This is a genomic window from Tamlana sedimenti (genome assembly GCF_038148895.1).
GTDB lineage: Bacteria > Bacteroidota > Bacteroidia > Flavobacteriales > Flavobacteriaceae > Tamlana.
Map to the genome: position 1 here is coordinate 1 of NZ_JBBVGQ010000003.1, position 18,412 is coordinate 18,412.

Here is an 18,412-nt window from a genome sequence, read left to right on the forward strand (position 1 = left end):
GGGGCGGTCAGGTTAAAGTCCGCCGATAGGTTTATGGTCTCGCAAAGGTCGGTTATGGTCCAGGTCACGGTCGCCGTACCACCTGTACAAAGCTCGGGGATGGAAACCGATGCACTGTCGTTGGACAGGACAGGGGAACAACCACCGGCCTGCGCAATGGCAGTTGATTGTGCCGCTACCCAGTTGCTGAACGCGTTGTCCACTTCCGCCTGGTCTGCAAAGTCGCATGACTGTGCGTCAAGATTTGATGGGTCGTTATAGGACACTGCCGTAGGGGCTGTCAGGTTGAAGTCCGCCGACACGTTGATTGTCTCACAAAGGTCGGTTATGGTCCAGGTCACGGTCGCCGTTCCACCGGTACAAAGTTCGGGGATGGAAACCGATGCACTGTCGTTGGACAGGACAGGGGAACATCCACCGGCCTGCGCAATGGCGGTCGATTGGGCCGCTACCCAGTTGTTGAACGCGGTGTCCACTTCCGTTTGGTCTGCAAAGTCGCATGACTGTGCGTCAAGGTCCGCAGGGTTGTTGTATGTTATTGATGCAGGAGGAGTAACTGTATAGGTTGCACTTGTATTAATATTTTCACAAATATCATCGATAAACCAAGTAACAGTTACATTGCCACCATTACACAAATCAATGGACTGTCCCACAAAATCATGGGTAACCTCAGGTGAACCACCTGTAAGACTGTTTGTAATAATATCTGTTTGCGCAGAAACCCATGCCACAATATCAGCATCTAAGTCATTTTGAGCCACAACAGGATTATCATTGTCAAAATCACAAGAATTTACGTCTTTATCGGATGGGTTGTTAAAATTAATGCCATCAGGTTGTGTAAAGGCGTAAGTGGCCGTAGGGTTTGTGGTCTCACATAGGTCCTGAACGGTCCACGTTATTGTTATACTTCCAGTAGCACAGAAAGATATGGACTGGCCAACAAAATCATTGGTTATTGTTGGGCTACACCCACCTGCGATGCTATTTGTGATAACATCTGTTTGGGCAGCGACCCAAGCGACTATATCGGCATCCAGGTTGGCCTGTGCCACATTGGCATCAGGGTCGTCAAATTCCGCAGCTGTTGAGGCATCATCTACAGGAGCATCATAGGTCACTGCCGTAGGAGCGGCCAGGTTAAAGTCCGCCGATAGGTTTATGGTCTCACAAAGGTCGGTTATGGTCCAAGTCACGGTCGCCGTACCACCTGTACAAAGCTCGGGGATGGAAACCGATGCACTGTCGTTAGACAGGACAGGGGAACAACCACCGACCTGCGCAATGGCAGTTGATTGTGCCGCTACCCAGTTGCTGAACGCGTTGTCCACTTCCGCCTGGTCTGCAAAGTCGCATGACTGTGCGTCAAGATTTGATGGGTCGTTATAGGACACTGCCGTAGGGGCTGTCAGGTTGAAGTCCGCCGACACGTTGATTGTCTCGCAAAGGTCGGTTATGGTCCAAGTCACGGTCGCCGTTCCACCGGTACAAAGCTCGGGGATGGAAACCGTTGCACTGTCGTTAGACAGGACAGGGGAACATCCACCGGCCTGCGCAATGGCGGTCGATTGGGCGTTTACCCAGTTGTTGAACGCGGTGTCCACTTCCGTTTGGTCTGCAAAGTCGCATGACTGTACATCAAGATTTGATGGGTCGTTATAGGACACTGCCGTAGGCGCTGTCAGGTTGAAGTCCGCCGACACGTTTATGGTCTCGCAAAGGTCGGTTATGGTCCAGGTCACGGTCGCCGTTCCACCGGTACAAAGCTCGGGGATGGAAACCGTTGCACTGTCGTTGGACAGGACAGGGGAACATCCACCGGTAATGTTTATTAAAGATGTTTGGTTCGTCACCCAGTTGCCGAATGCGGTGTCCACTTCCGCCTGGTCGGCAAAGTCGCATGATTGAACATCAAGATTTGTTAACGGATCTGAAGATAAAGGTATTGGGGAAATTGTAATGGTTTGCTCCACATTTATAGAATTTCCACAATCATCCGTAACACTATACGTTCTAGTGATAATTTCTGGACATGTTTCATTATTTGAAACATCAGATACAAAAGCTACAATAGGAGGAATACCAGAATTGTCAGCTTCATCAGTTACAACTTCAATATCTGGGCTAGGCACCGAATCATTACATGATAGGTTAATTGGAGTAGGGTCACTAGCCGTTGGAGGCTGACTAATATAATCAAGGTAATCTATTGGGATTAACAATGGGCCTGTTATTGGTTCACCTGCACAAGTACCACTGGTCTGATGACCTAAAATTAAATTGGTGTTGAAAGGTATCCCAGAAATATCACCTTCACCACTTATGGTTCCTGTAACAGAAACGTTTGGGTCAAAATCTGGGTCACTTAATATAGCACAATTAGTTGTTACTGTTAAAGTAAAGCTTAAATCAGCCAAAATCGTATCCGGATCTCCAGGTACAGGTAAATCACCTAGATTCCATACAATAGAACCATATGCACCTAATCCTGGGTCATAAAATGGTGCATTAGGATTTGATAAAATCGTTAAAGGTGGATATAAATTATAATTTATATTTAAGTTAGCCGGATCTACAGGCTCTGAAAGGGGTAGGGTGATAACTGTATTATCAATGCCTTCTGTTCCTGTGTTTTTTATATCAATGGTAAAGTCCGCATTTTCACTTGGTTCTAATGAAGGATTAATTCCTGGAGGATTGCCGTTAATAGAAGTGTTTGTTATAATACCTTCTGATTCAGGTATATAGGCATCAACCGCAAACGTCGCATTAAATATAACATAGGTGTCTTGTGTTGACCCGTAGCGTAATCTGGTTGATGTTTGATTATTAGCAATAATGGTATTTCCTGTATTGTCAATATCAAACATGACAATGTCTACTCCCGTATTGTTAACTAAATTAGGGTTTCTTGCATTTCCACCAGTATTAATGGAAGAATTAAAAAAGTTACCCGTAGTGTTTCCGCTATGAGCCAACCTTTGAAAAGTTCCAGAATTAAGCCTTTCTATTTCAAAATAATCACCATTCCAGGGTCTGTCTCCTTCACCGGCCATTAAGCCTAATTTTACATTAACATCACCGCTTTGAACAGCATTAAAACCATTAACGCCAATAGTATAATTAGCTACTATTCCAGCTCCTACGAAAGCATGCCCATCAAAAACGGTAATGTCTCTCCATTTCATTTTTGAATTTTCATACACAACTACAATGCCCCAACCACCATAATAACCAGTGGCATCTATAAAGCCTTCACGGCACGCTATATCAGCAACAAAATATTCTCCAATACCATTTGCGATTACTCGATCCGTAATTTCAGCATAAGCCGAATACATGTTTCCATCAGTACCCAAAGGGTAGTAAATATCAGATACATTGGCTGTTACTTCAATATAATTTGACTCAGCTGGGCCTTTCAATAATACTTTACGTTTATCAAGTGTTTTTGTAATACCATTTTTAGTAACTTGAAAAGTATGGGCATCTGTTTCACCATTGCCAAAGGGTCTTCCTGTCCAGTAAAGCCCTGCATAGATAATATTTGAACATTCTGGGATTGCTCCATTTTCTGTTGAAAAATTTAAGGTAGCTGATGAGGAATTAAATGTATTATTTCCTGGAACAGCTACACCATCGACATCAACATAACGCATATCCCTATCATTTGCATTAGAAACATTGTAATTTACCATGGTCATATTGGTATTACCAATCATGGTAAAGTCTCCCTTAACATTATAAATTGTTTGGGCTGGTGTAACGGTTGAAGTTCTGGGTGTAAAAGGAACTCTTACCTGGCTATATCCACTAAACATATTCGATAAAAACAAAAATGCTATCACCAAAAATGTATAACCATTTTTATTTGATAGTGGAAAATTTAGAGAAGCGTATAATTTTTTCATGCTATATTCTTTTAATACCTGAGCATTATTTACGATGGATTTACAAATGTGTAAAACACTCTAATTTTATTTTTTGGGCTTATTATGGCTTGTTCAACCTGCTGTTTATCAGCATTAAAATAGCATTTGATAAAAACATATTTTAATTTTGACAATTCAGACAACCCAGACAAATCAACATCGGAGTTTAAATCCGATTCATTTTCTAAACTTAGTGTTATTAATTTTACTTCTTTATAGTTAACATCGCTTATATTTAATGTTTCTAATGAATTTAAATCATCCAAGGTGATTTTTATTGGAGTTCCATCACCATATTTGCTCTTTAATTCACCATTTTTGAAGTACGATGTATTATATAGCCTTTGAGATAAATCATAAAACTCTAATCTTGAATTGTTATTTTTATCAGAAGAAGAATTATCTTTAGAAGGCTTATTTGTCAATTCATATATTTCATAGCCTTGTGCTAGAATTTGGTTGTTCATTGGAAAGAAAATAACTATGAACATTAAAGAAACCAAAAATTTGAAAGTTAATGGATTTTTCATGGTGTAAGCAATAAAATGGTGTTTGCGGATTTAAGTTTATTGTTTAGACGCACAGAAGTGAGAATGTCACAAAGAGCACCTGAACCTGTAACCTAACAAGTTATAAAAAAAAGTCTTTATTTGGAAAAATGGAGGTGATGCAACATTGGCTGTCAATGCTACATTAAATCGTGAAATTAGATTTGGGGTCATAATTTTAAGTTTTAAGTAGGTTCAACAAAAGAACATTTTTATTAGTAGTTGTTCAAAATTTAATGTTAAATCACAAATAAAACCGATTAAAGGTTTGCAAAAAGCTTTTTGCCGATTAATTGAGTTTTTTAACGATAGTATGTTAAGAACGATATAAGCTACTGATAATTAAATATTTAAGTTTATATTGTATTTGTTTTATTACTTTTAAATTTTCGATTATCTTAAATTAACTAAATTTATAGAGCAAATAAATTGAATTTTATCGACAAAAACAACTTTTTATCGATAAAAAATGCGTTTTATCGAGACTTATGAAGAAATTAATTTTGGTTAGGCATGCAAAATCATCATGGGAACACAATGTGATTGATCATGAAAGGCCTTTAAAAGAGCGAGGGTATGAAGATGCCAATTTGGTTTCCAACTACTTAGTTGAAAAAAATATTAAAGTTGACCAAGTGTTCTCAAGCGATGCTACACGAGCCAAGACAACCGCAAATATTTTTATTGATAATTTAAAAATAGATAAAAGTATTGTTCATCTGGTTCATGAACTTTATGATTTTTCAGGTCAAAATGTAATTGATGTAATAAAGAGCGCAGATAATACAATAAATACTTTAATGGTTTTTGGGCATAATCATGCCATAACTGCTGTTGCAAACACATTCGGCAATGAATATGTGGCAAATGTGCCAACTTCGGGGGTAGTAATTCTAGAGTTCGATATTGATAATTGGGCAGACCTCAAGACTGGGAAAACCCTTATGTTATTGTTTCCAAGAGATTTAAAGTGACCAGGAGCAACTTTTTTAGATTACTTCAGTTTTCCTAGTAATATTTTCAATTTTATAGATAGTATATTTGTTCCAAAGGGTTATTTTTAGCCTAAATAGAATATATTTGTTTTTAACGATAAAGAACGCTTTTTTGATGTCTGAAGTAGAAATCCCAAATGACAATAGTTATATAAATAGAGAGATAAGTTGGTTACAATTCAACGCAAGAGTTTTACAAGAGGCTGACGATGCTACAGTGCCATTAATTGAACGATTAAGGTTTTTAGGTATTTTTTCCAATAATTTAGATGAGTTTTTTAAAGTTCGATATGCCACTGTAAAACGTATAGTTGAAGCCGGTAAAGGAGGTAAAAGTGAATTAGGAGGCATAAGGGCTAAAGAGCTACTAGAAATCATTACCCAAATTGTAATCAAACAACAAACAGAAAGTTTGGAGATTTTAAGTGCCATTGAAGAAAATCTGAAGGAAGAAAACATTTATATTATTGATGAAACCAAGATAACTGCTGAACAACATGATTTTGTAAAAGAATACTTTTTTAAAACTATTAGCCCAGCATTAGTAACCATAATTTTAAATGATTCGGTGGTTCTACCAAATTTAAAAGATAGTGCAGCATACTTGGCTGTAAAAATGTTAATGCCAGGAGATAAAAAGCAGTTTGCGCTCATTGAAATACCCAAAACTGTTGATAGGTTTGTGGTTTTGCCAAAAAGAGGTAATAAGGATTACATAATAATGGTTGATGATTTGCTTCGTTATTGTTTGAGTGACATCTTCAATATTTTTGATTATAAGAACATCTGTGCCCATATGATAAAGATTACCAGAGATGGTGAGTTGGATTTTGAAAGCGATCTTAGTAAAAGCTTCATTGAAAAAATTTCCGATAGTGTAAAGCACAGGCAAATTGGTGAACCCGTAAGGTTTGTTTATGATAAAACCATTAATAAAGAAACCTTGCAGTATCTCATGAATAAAATGGGTATTGACAGTACCGATAGTATAATTCCTGGAGGTAGATACCACAATAGAAGGGATTACATGGGTTTCCCTAGCTTGGGTAGAACCGATTTAATGTATGATAGGATTGAGGCACTTCCCATTAAAAATCTAAGTTTACAAGACAGTATTTTTGAAGCTATTGCCAAAAAAGATTATTTACTTCACGCACCCTATCAAACCTTCTCTTACGTGGTTAAGTTTCTTCGAGAAGCAGCTTTAGATCCTTCAGTTAGAACTATTAAAATCACTATTTACCGTTTGGCTGAAATATCTCATATAGCAAGCTCATTGATTAACGCTGCCATTAACGGAAAATTGGTAACCGTTTCTATTGAGCTTCGCGCTAGGTTCGATGAACAAGCAAATATTGCTTATGCCCAACAAATGAAAGGGGAAGGGATAAATTTGATTTTTGGTGTTGCTGGCTTAAAAGTACATAGTAAAATGTGCGTTATCGAACGGGAACAGGGTAAAAAAATAAAACGCTATGGTTTTATAAGCACGGGTAACTTTAATGAATCTACTGCCAAGATTTATACGGATTTCACACTTTTTACATCTAATCAAAAAATCCTTAAGGATGTCGATAAAATATTTGCCTTTTTTGAAGCCAATTACAGAATTAACCGTTATAAGCACTTAATCGTATCTCCACATTACACTAAAAAAGAGGTTTTTAAATTAATAGACAAGGAAATTGAAAAGGTTAAAAGCGGCGAAGAAGGTCTTATTCGGTTGAAAATGAACAGTATATCTAGTTATATGATGGTCGATAAGCTATATGAAGCTAGCAGGGCTGGGGTAAAGATACAAATGATTGTTCGAGGTATATGTTGTTTGATACCGGGGATAAAAGGAATGAGCGAAAATATTGAAGTCATCAGTGTAGTCGATAAATTTTTAGAGCATTCCAGAATTTACATTTTTGGTAAAGATTCTGAATGTAAATTATACATTTCCTCCGCCGATTGGATGACAAGAAACATTGAAAATAGGGTGGAAGTAAGTTGCCCAATTTACGACGAGGGCATTAAAAAAGAAATCATTGACACCTTTAATATAAGTTGGAGCGATAATGTTAAGGCTAGATTGTTGAATGACGAACAGGAAAATGAATATAAAGTTGATAATAAACCAAGGGTTAGGTCTCAGTTTGCAACTTATGATTATTATCTAAAAAAATTAGAAAACTAAATGCTTTCAATCAAGAAATATGCGGCCATAGATATTGGTTCTAATGCTGTAAGGCTTTTAATTTCAAACATTATTGAACAGAAAGGGAAACCAGTTCAATTCAAAAAAAACTCACTGGTTCGTGTACCAATCCGTTTAGGGGCTGATGTTTTTATTAAGAAAAGGATTTCAAAAGAAAACACACAACGTATGGTCGATACCATGCTTGCCTTTAACTTACTAATGAAATCGCACAAAGTTGTTAAATATAAAGCCTGTGCTACTTCAGCTATGAGAGAGTCTGAAAATGGAAGGAAAGTGGTTGATTTGATTCTGAAAAATTCAGGCATAAGTATTGATATAATTGATGGAGAAGAAGAAGCTTCTATAATTGCTGCCACAGATTTGAACAAATATATAGACCCAGACAAAACCTATTTATATGTTGATGTAGGAGGGGGAAGTACCGAGTTTACGATAATTGATAGGGGCAACCAAGTAGTGTCCCGTTCCTTTAAAATAGGTACCGTTAGGTTGTTAAACGACATGGTGTTAAAAGAAACTTGGCAAGAATTGGAAAAATGGATTGGAGAACATGTCAAAGGATATGATAAAATAGATGTTTTGGGATCAGGAGGAAACATTAATAAAATATTCAAAATATCTGGGAAAAATTTAGGGAAACCGCTTTCCTATTTTTACATGACATCTTATTATAACACGCTTCAAACGTATTCATATGAAGAACGTATAACGGAATTAGATTTGAACCAAGACAGGGCCGATGTGATTATTCCAGCTATGCGGATTTATCTTTCTGCCATGAAATGGAGCGGTGCAAAGAACATCTATGTGCCAAAGATTGGACTTGCAGACGGTATAATAAAAAGCATCTATTATGATACCGTTTCGAGCAATACACAGTAAAATTGTGCACTTTGACTTTAATTATTGTAGTTTATTATAATTATAATATATATTCGTGACGAAATATTTATTATTGATTATAACCCAAATCTATTAATCATGAAATAAGCCTACCTAGTGGTTCACTTCAAAACCGAGCTAAGTTTGGCTAATAACATCTGATAGATTTAATAAATAAATGAACAGATGAAAAAAATTTTACTCTTAACAATACTTAGTTTTTCTCTTTACGGGTTTTCGCAAGACCAAGACTCTCTTAATCTTAATACCATCGAGCCCAAAACAAATGGCTCTACTTTTCAAGGTGTAAAGTACGGTGTACGTGGAGGTTATACAATTTCACATTTAGATTTTGATGGCAACCCTTTTATGGCTAACAAGCACAGAAACAGCATGTATATTGGTTTTTTTGCCAACCTTGGAATGTCAAAAACATTATCAATTGTTCCTGAACTACAATTTTCGGCAGAAGGGGCCAGTGCAGAGCCTCTTAATTTGGATTATATTCAAATGCCAATATTTTTTAGATTTAGGTTTAGTGAAAAATTCCACGCAGGTTTGGGACCCCAAATAGGATGGAAGGTTCATAAAGTTGGTGATAATTTAAGGGATTTAGGTTTTTCGGGCGTTGCAGGCGTTGAGTACAAAATTAATTATGCCATTTTTGTTGATGCCAGATATATTTATGGTATCCAGAATGTTTTTAACGATGCCACTGGAATTTCAGCAAAAAACCGAAACATACAAATAGGTGTTGGATATAAGTTTTAACCGTGCACGGTTTCCTTTTTACCTAAGCCTTTCATGATTTCTGCTTCATATTCAAGAAGTTGTTGCCATTTGGCGTCAACTTCTTTTTTATTGCCATATTTTCGAGCAAAACCTAAAAACATGGTATAGTGATTGGCTTCACTAACCATAAGCTTTCTGTAAAAATCTGCTAATTCATTATCTTGAAGCTCTTCCGATAATAATCTAAAACGCTCGCAACTTCTGGCCTCAATTAATGCAGCATACAATAATCTATGTACTAATTGGGTAGTTCTGCTGCCCCCTTTTGGAAAGAACTTTACAAGTTGTATTACATAATCATCTTTTCTGTCTCGCCCTAAAGTCCAACCCCGCTCAAGAATTTTATCGTGCACCATTTTAAAGTGGCTTATCTCTTCTTTAACCAAGGCGGTCATTTCCTGTACCAATTCAGTATATTCGGGGAAGCTTACTATCAGGGAAACAGCCGTACTAGTTGCCTTTTGTTCACAAAAAGCATGGTCAGTTAAAATTTCCTCAATATTTTTTTCAACAATGTTAACCCATCTTGGGTCTGTTGGTAATTTTAGTCCTAGCATGATAGTTTTTTAGATTATACATCCAAATCAAATGTTTTTCTTAAAACATCAATATTGGGATTTTTCTCCTTTAGTTTTTCAAATTTTTCGAAAGGCGTGTAGGCATATTGCTTTTCCATAACTTCGTTTACCGTTACAGACAGGCTTATGTCAAAATTATTCAACGCTTTTCTAATGTAGCTCAAAAGGTCATATTGGTGGCGCTCAATTTCCAATTTATTGGTTGCATTAGGAAATTCCAAATGGGCAACGGTATCTTTTACTTTTGGCGTGTCAATGGACAGAATAGAGGCCAAATTATGCTTGCCTTCGTTGGTCAGTTCTTCAATATAGGTATTCCAAACTTTAATGAACTCATCCTCTGTAAAGGGGTCTTTGGGTAAATCATCTTCATTTACAATAACTTCCATTTGTTTGATTTGATGCTCCTTTTTTGTACGGATACTGCTCAAAGAAAGACCCGAAGTGCGTTTGCCTTCCTTTTTTAGTTCAATTATTGGAGGTTCTTTAACCTGAAATGATTGAACAGTTTCTGAAATGGATTCTGACGTTGGTTTACTGTCTAGCTCTGTTTCAGAATGATTATTGTTGTTTTTTTGCTTCGGAATGCTAACAGGAATGGGCTTTATGCCTTTATTTGCAAAATAGGAAGCTGGAATTATGAAGTGCTTATTGTTTTTTTTTTCTCCATCAAAAGTGATAGAGGCTAATTGCATGAGGCATAATTCAACTAGCAAGCGTTGATTTTTACTGGTTTTGTATTTAAGGTCACAATCGTTGGCCAAGTTAATGCTCTGCATTAAAAATTGGCTTGAAGCTTTTCTAGATTGCTCTAAATATTTGGTTTTTGTATGCTCTCCAACTTCAAGAAGAGGAATGGTTTCTTCATTTTTACTGACCAATAAATCCCTAAAATGCGATGCCAGACCGGCAATATAATGGTGTCCATCAAATCCTTTTGAAAGGGTACTGTTGAACTGAAGCAATAACTCGGGAATTTTGTTTTCTAAAATAAGGTCTGTACTTGTAAAATAGGTTTCGTAATCAAGTACATTTAAATTCTCGGTTACCGCTTGTCTGGTTAAATCTTTACCGGAATAGCTCACTACGCGGTCAAAAATTGAGAGGGCATCTCGCATGGCACCATCGGCTTTTTGGGCAATAATGTGCAACGCATCATCTTCAGCATTTATACCTTGCTCTTCAGCTATATATTTTAAGTATTCTTTTGCATCAGTTACTGTAATACGTTTAAAATCAAAAATTTGGCAACGTGATAATATGGTGGGAATGATTTTGTGTTTTTCCGTAGTGGCCAGAATAAATATACAGTGCTTTGGCGGCTCTTCCAATGTTTTTAGAAAAGCATTAAAAGCCGCTTGCGAAAGCATGTGCACCTCGTCAATGATGTATACTTTATATTTTCCGACTTGTGGAGGTATTCTAACCTGATCGGTCAGATTCCTAATGTCATCTACTGAGTTGTTTGACGCGGCATCAAGCTCAAAAATATTAAAAGCAAAATCCTCATCTGCAGATTCAGAGCCATCACTGTTTATCATTTTGGCCAAAATACGCGCACAGGTTGTTTTGCCTACTCCTCGTGGACCAGTAAATAACAAGGCTTGTGCTAAATGGTTGTTTTCAATAGCATTCAATAGGGTGTTGGTGATAGCCTGTTGCCCAACAACGTCCTTAAACGTTTGGGGTCTATATTTTCTGGCCGATACAATAAAATGCTCCATGGGGAAATCTTCTTGTAACAAAGTTAAAAATTCAATTCAAAATTTAAAATTAAGCGTTGAGATTTTAAAAGGAGTTATTAACATAATGGAATAATAACTGCCTCGATGAAAAAATATTTAAAGTTAGGTAATTTGGAATTTCATTGTTGTATTTTTGCCTTTAGTAAATCGCCTTATCGCTCAAGTGCTGATTTTATTTCAGCATCTAATCAATTTAGTCTTCTGCTTTATTGAAAAAGGTACTGAAACAAGTTCAGCACTGTGGGAGGAAAGTCCGAACACCATAGTGCAACATAGTGGTTAATGGCCACCAGCCGTGAGGTTAGGAAAAGTGCAACAGAAAGTATGTACAGGTAATGCTGTAGTGAAATCAGGTAAACTCTATGTGGTGCAATGTCATGTATACCAGCGTTTGAAGGCTGCACGTTTGATGCTGGAGGGTAGGCAGCTAAAGTGTATTGGCAACAATGCATTCAGATAAATGATAGGGGTCGCGTCTAGGCGTGATACAGAATTCGGCTTACAGATTTGCTAAAAAATACCAAACCCTTCTTATGGAATATAAGAAGGGTTTGTGGTTAAAAATGGTTGGTTTTATGGTAGATTTATTTTGGGGTATAAGATAAATCTGGACGCATATCGCCGTTGTATTCTTCCATTCTGCTGGTGTTGTTCATTACTTGGCTGAAAACCTCCCAACGTTCTTCCCAAGAGCCTAAAACATCTTGATTGGCTTTAGCTCGTTGAGCCGCATCAACCTCATCTTTTGAGGATATAGCCACCATATAAAAGCTTTCCATTGTACCGAAACCACTTCTGTAAACCCGGTAGTGTTCCGGAGAGTTTTTAGTTTCGAATAGTTTCTTTACCGCTTTAAAACCATCGCGTACTTTTTGTGCGTTTTTTGGTTTGTAATACATGTAAACCCATTTGCGGTGGTTTTGTCCCTCTTGCATTTGTGTAATGCCATCGGGCATATAAGAGAGTTCCTCGTCTAAAACAATGATGTAATTTCCATGGGAATCATAGCATTCATCAAAACGTTCAAACATTTCACCAAACTTGTCGCCCATGGCTTTGGCCATATCTACAAAGGGCTGTTTATCTAAATCCGCCATTTTCTCAATGGGTGAAATATATAAATATTTAAGATCATCTGTAGTGGCAGCAAGCCAACCCATTTGAACATTGTGTTCTTTACAAGCTTCGTTAAATTCTTTGGCTATTTTTTCATAATCCATGAGTTTTGAAGGTTTTACATTGTCTTGATGTATGTTGTACATTTTTTGCGCAAGAGACAGATTAATACTAAAGCACAGCAAAACTGCTGAAACAAAGATTTTTTTAAGGATTTTCATAATATTTGATTTTAGTTGATTAATAATTTAGGATTTTGGAGGGGCTATTCCAAGTTGGTCAAAAAGCGTTTGGTTATCATAATATGCGTCTTCTTGAATAAATTTACCTGCATTATTTAAGGTCCACACGCTGAATCCATATGTTTTTATTTTTTTTCCTGTTGGGGCATTACCTAAAAATTCGCCATTGTTGGTTCCAGTTACGGTCCAGTTTATATAAACTTTATTACCATTTATATCTGATTTATCAACTTTAACTGTAAAGTCTGGGAAGGCTGCCACAAAAGTTTTCATAAAACCTTCATATTCATCAATGTTGTTTATTTCAACATTACCATTTGTTGTCCTTATCAAATTTGCTTCAGACAGAGATTTAAGATTTGATATGTCGTGAGCATTCCATCCATCAACGACACCATCTATCATTTTTAAAATGGCTTTTTCATCAGTTGACATTGCATTATATGCCTCAATTTCAGCAAATGCTGCCTGAATGGGAGCAGTATCATAATACCCATATTCTTGCACAATTTTACCGTCAACATATTGAATTGTAAGATGCACGGGAATAGAAAGCGTTTTATTGGTCACTTTTGTTTTTCCCATCCAAGTGTTCCAATAATTAACCCAAGTTCTGCCTTTTTTATCAACTATCATTTCAACCTCAGCGCCTTCTTTTCCAAAGCCATAAGATTCCATATTAGAAAGCATTTGCTTCATACCTTCCATGGATTCATCTGGAGTAGATGCTTTGTTAGTATTATGGTATATTTTGGCTGTGTCGGCAAAATTAGCTTTCCAAGCATCCCAGTCCTGGGTTTCATAAGCTTTGATGCCAGCTTTTGTTGTCTCAATTTCTGGAGATTCATCAAAATAGCGTTGCGGCTTGTTTTGGCAGGCAATAAATAGTGAGATAACCAGCCCAAGAAGAAAAAGTTTTTTCATATTATTAATGGTTTTAAAGGTTGATACTAGTTGTAAACCATAAACAGAAACCAAAAATAATTTTCGGAGAGCAAGTGTTTGTTAACTTTAGAGTCTGGGACCCTTTGAGAGAGATACCTAAAATACTGAAAAAAAAGGATATAAATGAATATGGCAGCTAATCTTTTTCAAAAAAACTAAAGACACTGCCCCCATAGCTTTTTGAATAGCTGAAATTTCCAAGTTCGGAAAGGTTTGTGTGCTTTGAATGTTCAACGACTAAAAGGCCGTCCTCTATTAAAAAATCGTTTTGAAATATCAACTCTGGTATTTTTGCAAATTGCTCGAGGGTAAAATTATAAGGTGGGTCAGCAAAAACAATATTCGCCTTTATCGATTTTTTCTCCAAGAACTTAAATACATCGCTTTTAATGGTTTCAATTGGCATTTCAAAAGCCTTAGAAGTTTCATTAATAAATTTAATACAGCCAAAGTCTTGGTCTACACAGGTAATTTGCTCAACTCCTCTTGAGGCAAACTCATAGCTTATATTGCCCGTTCCGGCAAAAAGATCTAAAACCGTTATTTCATCAAAATAATACAGGTTATTTATAATGTTGAACAACGATTCCTTGGCCATATCTGTTGTTGGCCGAACAGGCAAGTTTTTTGGAGGGTTGATTTTCCTGCTTTTGTATAAACCTGAAATAATGCGCATTAAAAGCTCTTTATAATTGCGTAATTGTATTGGTTGCTCGCTGGTTGGGCATTAATACTATACTTAAAATTATCCTCACGGTTTCCTAAAAAAATGAGTCTAATGTATTTATAGGTTATGATGTATAATTCGTCGTCAGTGTCAATTTCCCCCAAGAATATCAGACTTATCGTTTCTGGGTCAAGTTCCAACTGCTCCAGCGTAAATAAAATATAGTAAATAAAGTCTTCTTTTGTATGATAGGCAAAAGAGTTATATAGAAGTAGTTTACTGTTCTTTACAATTAAAATCTCAAAATGGTCTTTACTTACGTTCACATAAGCTTTTGAAGTTCCTAAATTCTTTTCAGTTTTTAATACCTCTTCTATTAAAACCGTTGAGATGTGCTTAAAGGTAAAATCCCCGAATTTTTCAAAAATAAAGTTATTGATGTTTATGTAAGGCACATAAACGTTAACACTTTCATTTATTAAAATGGAATCGTATGTAATAAAGTCGGTACGAAGTATTTTTGAATTAAACTTTAAATAATCCGCTAGATAACGCTCATCAAAAAGTGATTCCGGAACAAGGGTTGAGAGATTATTGTCATGAATAACTTTAACTTCATCAAATGCCTGCTGCAATGCTTCCTCACTATTGAAATAATATTTAAGTTGATCTAAAACTTCAAAGGGGATAAGCTGTTTATCAAACTCAACAGTTTTTAAATAGTTTATGGTTTGGGTAGTTCTATCTAAGACACAAAAAGAAAGTCCACTCAAACTTATTTGAATGGACAATTCTGTATTTAATAAATTTTTATTGCTTTTATTCGTTTGCGCCATAAGTTTTTGGCCAGTTACCTGTTGTGTTAACTTCTTCCAAAGAACCTACTTTTAAGGCATCTCCGTTAACACCATCTACCGATATTACTTGGTTTTCTTGTACCAAAAGGTCTTTGTTTTGGTCAAATAAAATAACATTCTTTTTTACAGAGGCCTCAAACACAGGGATAAAAATCTTGTTTTGTTCTATAACACCAGATTCCATTTTAAATTTTGCTCCGGGCTCTCCCACAGGAACATTCATCATATTTTTATACCTGTCAGATTTTTTAAATAATGAATCTTTAACAGATACATAACCTAAAGTATCAGTGATTACAATGTCCTTAAAGGTGTCTACGCCATATCGTTTAGTCAATACTTCGTCAATAACACTTGAGTCACGGCGTTGGGTAATGGTAAATTCTGCCGTATCAATAAATTTTATTAAGCCATCAAAGTCTCTTGCAAACTTACCTGTAACTTGTTTGTAAGCCAACTGAGAGTCTCTAATATCCTTTAAGCTTTCAATAACTTTTAGATAACGCTTGTTTTTTTCTTTGTTAAATTGGATTGGCTCATAAATTGACATGTACGTTTGGTAACCCAAAAAGGCAATAAGCACCCAAAGCAATATGTTTAGTACAGGCTTAAATTTGGCGGGTATAAATTTGTCAACAAGCTTTACCAAGCCAATGGTCACTAAAATTACGCCAACGGCTACAAGAATTATTTTTAACATAGTCTGTTATTTAATTAAAAGTTTATTTACGGTATTTAGCAAATCTACAATTTTTTTTTAATCGTAAAAACAATGTGCCCGAAAATCATTTTTATATTTGAATAAAATATAAACAGACAAAGCCTTAAATGACGCCCGCTGAATTCTATTCACTTTTAAAACAACAGTTTCCGTTTCAACCTACGCTAAAACAAAATATTGTACTACAACAATTGTCTGAATTTATTTTTACAAAAAAACCAAATGCCCTATACGTTTTAAAGGGTTATGCAGGTACGGGAAAAACTACAATTGTAGGCTCTATTGTGACCAATTTATGGAAAGCCAAAAAAAGTGCTGTTTTAATGGCGCCAACGGGAAGGGCAGCTAAAGTGATTTCCAATTATTCTGGAAAGGAAGCCTATACCATTCACAAAAAGATATATTTTCCAAAAAAAGAAAAAGGAGGAGGGGTGAAATTTGTTTTGCAACCAAACAAACATAGAAATACTCTTTTTATTGTAGATGAAGCCTCCATGATTCCAGACACACCCGGAGAATCAAAACTTTTTGAAAATGGGTCTTTATTGGATGATTTGATGCAATACGTGTACTCTGGGCATCAATGCAAATTGCTTTTAATTGGAGACACAGCCCAGCTGCCACCGGTGCAATTGGATTTGAGTCCTGCATTAAATGAGGATAATTTAAGCCTTAATTATAACAAGGAAGTCACCAAAATGGAACTGGATGAAGTAGTGCGCCAAGAACAAGATTCGGGTATTTTGGCCAATGCAACCGTTTTACGTGAGGCTCTTTCAAATGAGGTTTTTGACCATTTTAAGTTTAATCTTAACAATTACACGGATATAGTTAGATTGGTGGACGGCTATGAAATCATGGATGCCATTAATGAAGCTTATAGCGAATTGGGCAAGGAAGAAACTACCATTATCGTTAGGAGCAATAAAAGAGCTAATTTATACAACCAGCAAATTAGAAGCAGGATTTTATTCAATGAAAATGAACTTACTTCCGGTGATTATCTCATGGTTGTTAAGAATAATTATTTTTGGATAAAGCCAACCACCGAAGCAGGGTTTATTGCCAACGGTGATATTATTGAAGTTCTTGAAATATTTAAGATTGAAGAACTTTATGGTTTCCGTTTTGCAGAGGTTAAAATTCGAATGGTTGATTATCCCAGAATGCGACCTTTTGAAACAGTTTTGCTTTTAGATACCATTGAAGCTGAAACTCCGTCACTCTCTTATGATGATTCCAACAGATTGTATCAAGAAGTGATGAAGGATTTTGAAAATGAAACTAGCAATTATAGAAAGTTTTTAAAGGTAAAGGGTAGCAAACATTTTAACGCTTTACAGGTTAAGTTTTCTTATGCCATTACCTGTCATAAATCGCAAGGAGGGCAGTGGCAAACTGTTTTTGTAGAACAACCTTATTTACCAAATGGCATTGATAAAGAATATCTGCGTTGGCTATATACAGCCGTTACACGTGCCAAGGAAAAATTGTATCTTATTGGTTTTAAAGATGATTTTTTTGAGGAATAGTTTTTGATAATTATTTTATATGACAGTTGAAACAATAATTAGTATTTGCCTTGGCATCGGCCTTGCGGCTTCAGTTGGTTTTAGAGTGTTTTTGCCTTTATTTGCTTTGAGCTTGGCATCCTATTTTGATGTTTGGCAACTCAATGAATCTTGGCTGTGGATTGGTAGTACTCCTGCATTAATTACTCTTGGAGTAGCAACCTTAGTAGAAATTTTCGCCTACTTTATTCCTTATATTGATAATTTATTGGACAGTATTGCTGTGCCATTGGCGGCATTGGCGGGTACTGCAGTAATGCTTTCTACGGTGGCAGATTTAAGTCCGGTTATAACCTGGTCTTTGGCCATAATTGCTGGTGGAGGCACTGCAGCTGCTGTAGCTGGAACATCAAGTGCAACACGTTTAACGTCAACGGCAACGACAGGTGGATTAGGTAATCCATTGGTTTCAGCAGTAGAAACGGGAACTTCCATAGTTATGTCTGTCCTATCCATATTTTTGCCTATTTTGGCCGCGGTTTTGGTTCTTGGTATTTTTATTATCATTTTTAAATTGTATAAAAAGTTTAAACCGGCCAAAACATAAAACATCTAATATTTATAGTATTTTTGAAAAAGAATACACAACTAAACAAGAGTAACGCTTGCAAT

Annotated in this window: 15 protein-coding genes and 1 other RNA gene; 7 read left to right on the plus strand and 9 right to left on the minus strand. The window is 36.3% G+C overall.

Annotation, left to right across the window (positions count from 1 at the left end):
• Together WJN01_RS08340 and WJN01_RS08345 are read right to left on the minus strand one after the other, a co-directional pair.
• Nucleotides 1–3,914: HYR-like domain-containing protein (locus WJN01_RS08340; RefSeq protein ID WP_445196698.1), on the minus strand; the 3,914-nt coding region annotated here is incomplete at its 3' end.
• Between the two features lie 29 nt (nucleotides 3,915–3,943).
• Nucleotides 3,944–4,426 (minus strand): hypothetical protein, encoded by a 483-nt coding sequence (locus WJN01_RS08345; RefSeq protein WP_445196699.1) that lies wholly within the window; start codon nucleotides 4,424–4,426, stop codon nucleotides 3,944–3,946.
• A gap of 545 nt (nucleotides 4,427–4,971) precedes the next feature.
• Between WJN01_RS08345 and WJN01_RS08350 the strand changes: the two genes are divergently transcribed.
• From WJN01_RS08350 to WJN01_RS08365, 4 genes are all read left to right on the plus strand, one after another.
• Nucleotides 4,972–5,457: a SixA phosphatase family protein gene (locus WJN01_RS08350; RefSeq protein ID WP_445196700.1), complete on the plus strand. Its 486-nt coding sequence runs from the start codon at nucleotides 4,972–4,974 to the stop codon at nucleotides 5,455–5,457.
• Between the two features lie 136 nt (nucleotides 5,458–5,593).
• The gene (gene ppk1 / locus WJN01_RS08355; protein ID WP_445196701.1) at nucleotides 5,594–7,660 is read left to right on the plus strand and encodes a polyphosphate kinase 1; all 2,067 of its coding nucleotides are present in this window, start codon (nucleotides 5,594–5,596) and stop codon (nucleotides 7,658–7,660) included.
• Nucleotides 7,661–8,566 carry a Ppx/GppA phosphatase family protein gene (locus WJN01_RS08360; RefSeq protein WP_445196702.1) on the plus strand — a complete coding sequence of 302 codons (906 nt, stop codon included), beginning with the start codon at nucleotides 7,661–7,663 and terminating at the stop codon, nucleotides 8,564–8,566.
• Between the two features lie 186 nt (nucleotides 8,567–8,752).
• A complete protein-coding gene (locus WJN01_RS08365) occupies nucleotides 8,753–9,337 on the plus strand; it encodes a porin family protein (RefSeq protein ID WP_445196703.1) in 585 nt (194 codons plus the stop codon).
• Here the strand turns inward: WJN01_RS08365 and WJN01_RS08370 are convergent.
• Together WJN01_RS08370 and dnaX are read right to left on the minus strand one after the other, a co-directional pair.
• Nucleotides 9,334–9,915: a MiaE family protein gene (locus WJN01_RS08370; protein WP_445196704.1), complete on the minus strand. Its 582-nt coding sequence runs from the start codon at nucleotides 9,913–9,915 to the stop codon at nucleotides 9,334–9,336. The genes WJN01_RS08365 and WJN01_RS08370 overlap by 4 nt on opposite strands.
• A 14-nt stretch (nucleotides 9,916–9,929) precedes the next feature.
• On the minus strand, nucleotides 9,930–11,660 hold the full coding sequence (dnaX, locus tag WJN01_RS08375) for a DNA polymerase III subunit gamma/tau (protein ID WP_445196705.1): 1,731 nt from the start codon (nucleotides 11,658–11,660) through the stop codon (nucleotides 9,930–9,932).
• Between the two features lie 214 nt (nucleotides 11,661–11,874).
• Here dnaX and rnpB point away from each other — a divergent pair.
• Nucleotides 11,875–12,199, plus strand: an RNA gene (gene rnpB, locus WJN01_RS08380) — RNase P RNA component class A.
• Nucleotides 12,200–12,265: 66 nt separating this feature from the next.
• Here rnpB and WJN01_RS08385 read toward each other — a convergent pair.
• The 5 genes from WJN01_RS08385 to WJN01_RS08405 form a co-directional block, all read right to left on the minus strand.
• Nucleotides 12,266–13,018: a hypothetical protein gene (locus tag WJN01_RS08385; protein ID WP_445196706.1), complete on the minus strand. Its 753-nt coding sequence runs from the start codon at nucleotides 13,016–13,018 to the stop codon at nucleotides 12,266–12,268.
• 27 nt (nucleotides 13,019–13,045) lie between these two features.
• The gene (locus WJN01_RS08390) at nucleotides 13,046–13,963 is read right to left on the minus strand and encodes an ester cyclase (protein ID WP_445196707.1); all 918 of its coding nucleotides are present in this window, start codon (nucleotides 13,961–13,963) and stop codon (nucleotides 13,046–13,048) included.
• A gap of 157 nt (nucleotides 13,964–14,120) precedes the next feature.
• Nucleotides 14,121–14,660, minus strand: a complete 540-nt coding sequence (gene rsmD, locus WJN01_RS08395) for a 16S rRNA (guanine(966)-N(2))-methyltransferase RsmD (protein WP_445196708.1) — start codon at nucleotides 14,658–14,660, stop codon at nucleotides 14,121–14,123.
• A complete protein-coding gene (locus WJN01_RS08400; RefSeq protein WP_445196709.1) occupies nucleotides 14,660–15,487 on the minus strand; it encodes a DUF3822 family protein in 828 nt (275 codons plus the stop codon). The genes rsmD and WJN01_RS08400 overlap by 1 nt, the downstream gene beginning before the upstream one ends.
• On the minus strand, nucleotides 15,471–16,208 hold the full coding sequence (locus WJN01_RS08405; RefSeq protein WP_445196710.1) for a hypothetical protein: 738 nt from the start codon (nucleotides 16,206–16,208) through the stop codon (nucleotides 15,471–15,473). The genes WJN01_RS08400 and WJN01_RS08405 overlap by 17 nt, the downstream gene beginning before the upstream one ends.
• A 128-nt stretch (nucleotides 16,209–16,336) precedes the next feature.
• Here WJN01_RS08405 and WJN01_RS08410 point away from each other — a divergent pair, with 128 nt between their 5' ends.
• Nucleotides 16,337–17,761 carry an ATP-dependent DNA helicase gene (locus tag WJN01_RS08410; protein ID WP_445196711.1) on the plus strand — a complete coding sequence of 475 codons (1,425 nt, stop codon included), beginning with the start codon at nucleotides 16,337–16,339 and terminating at the stop codon, nucleotides 17,759–17,761.
• Between the two features lie 19 nt (nucleotides 17,762–17,780).
• Entirely contained in the window at nucleotides 17,781–18,347 is a 567-nt protein-coding gene (locus WJN01_RS08415; protein WP_445196712.1) for a DUF4126 domain-containing protein, read from the plus strand.
• Nucleotides 18,348–18,412: the final 65 nt, after the last annotated feature.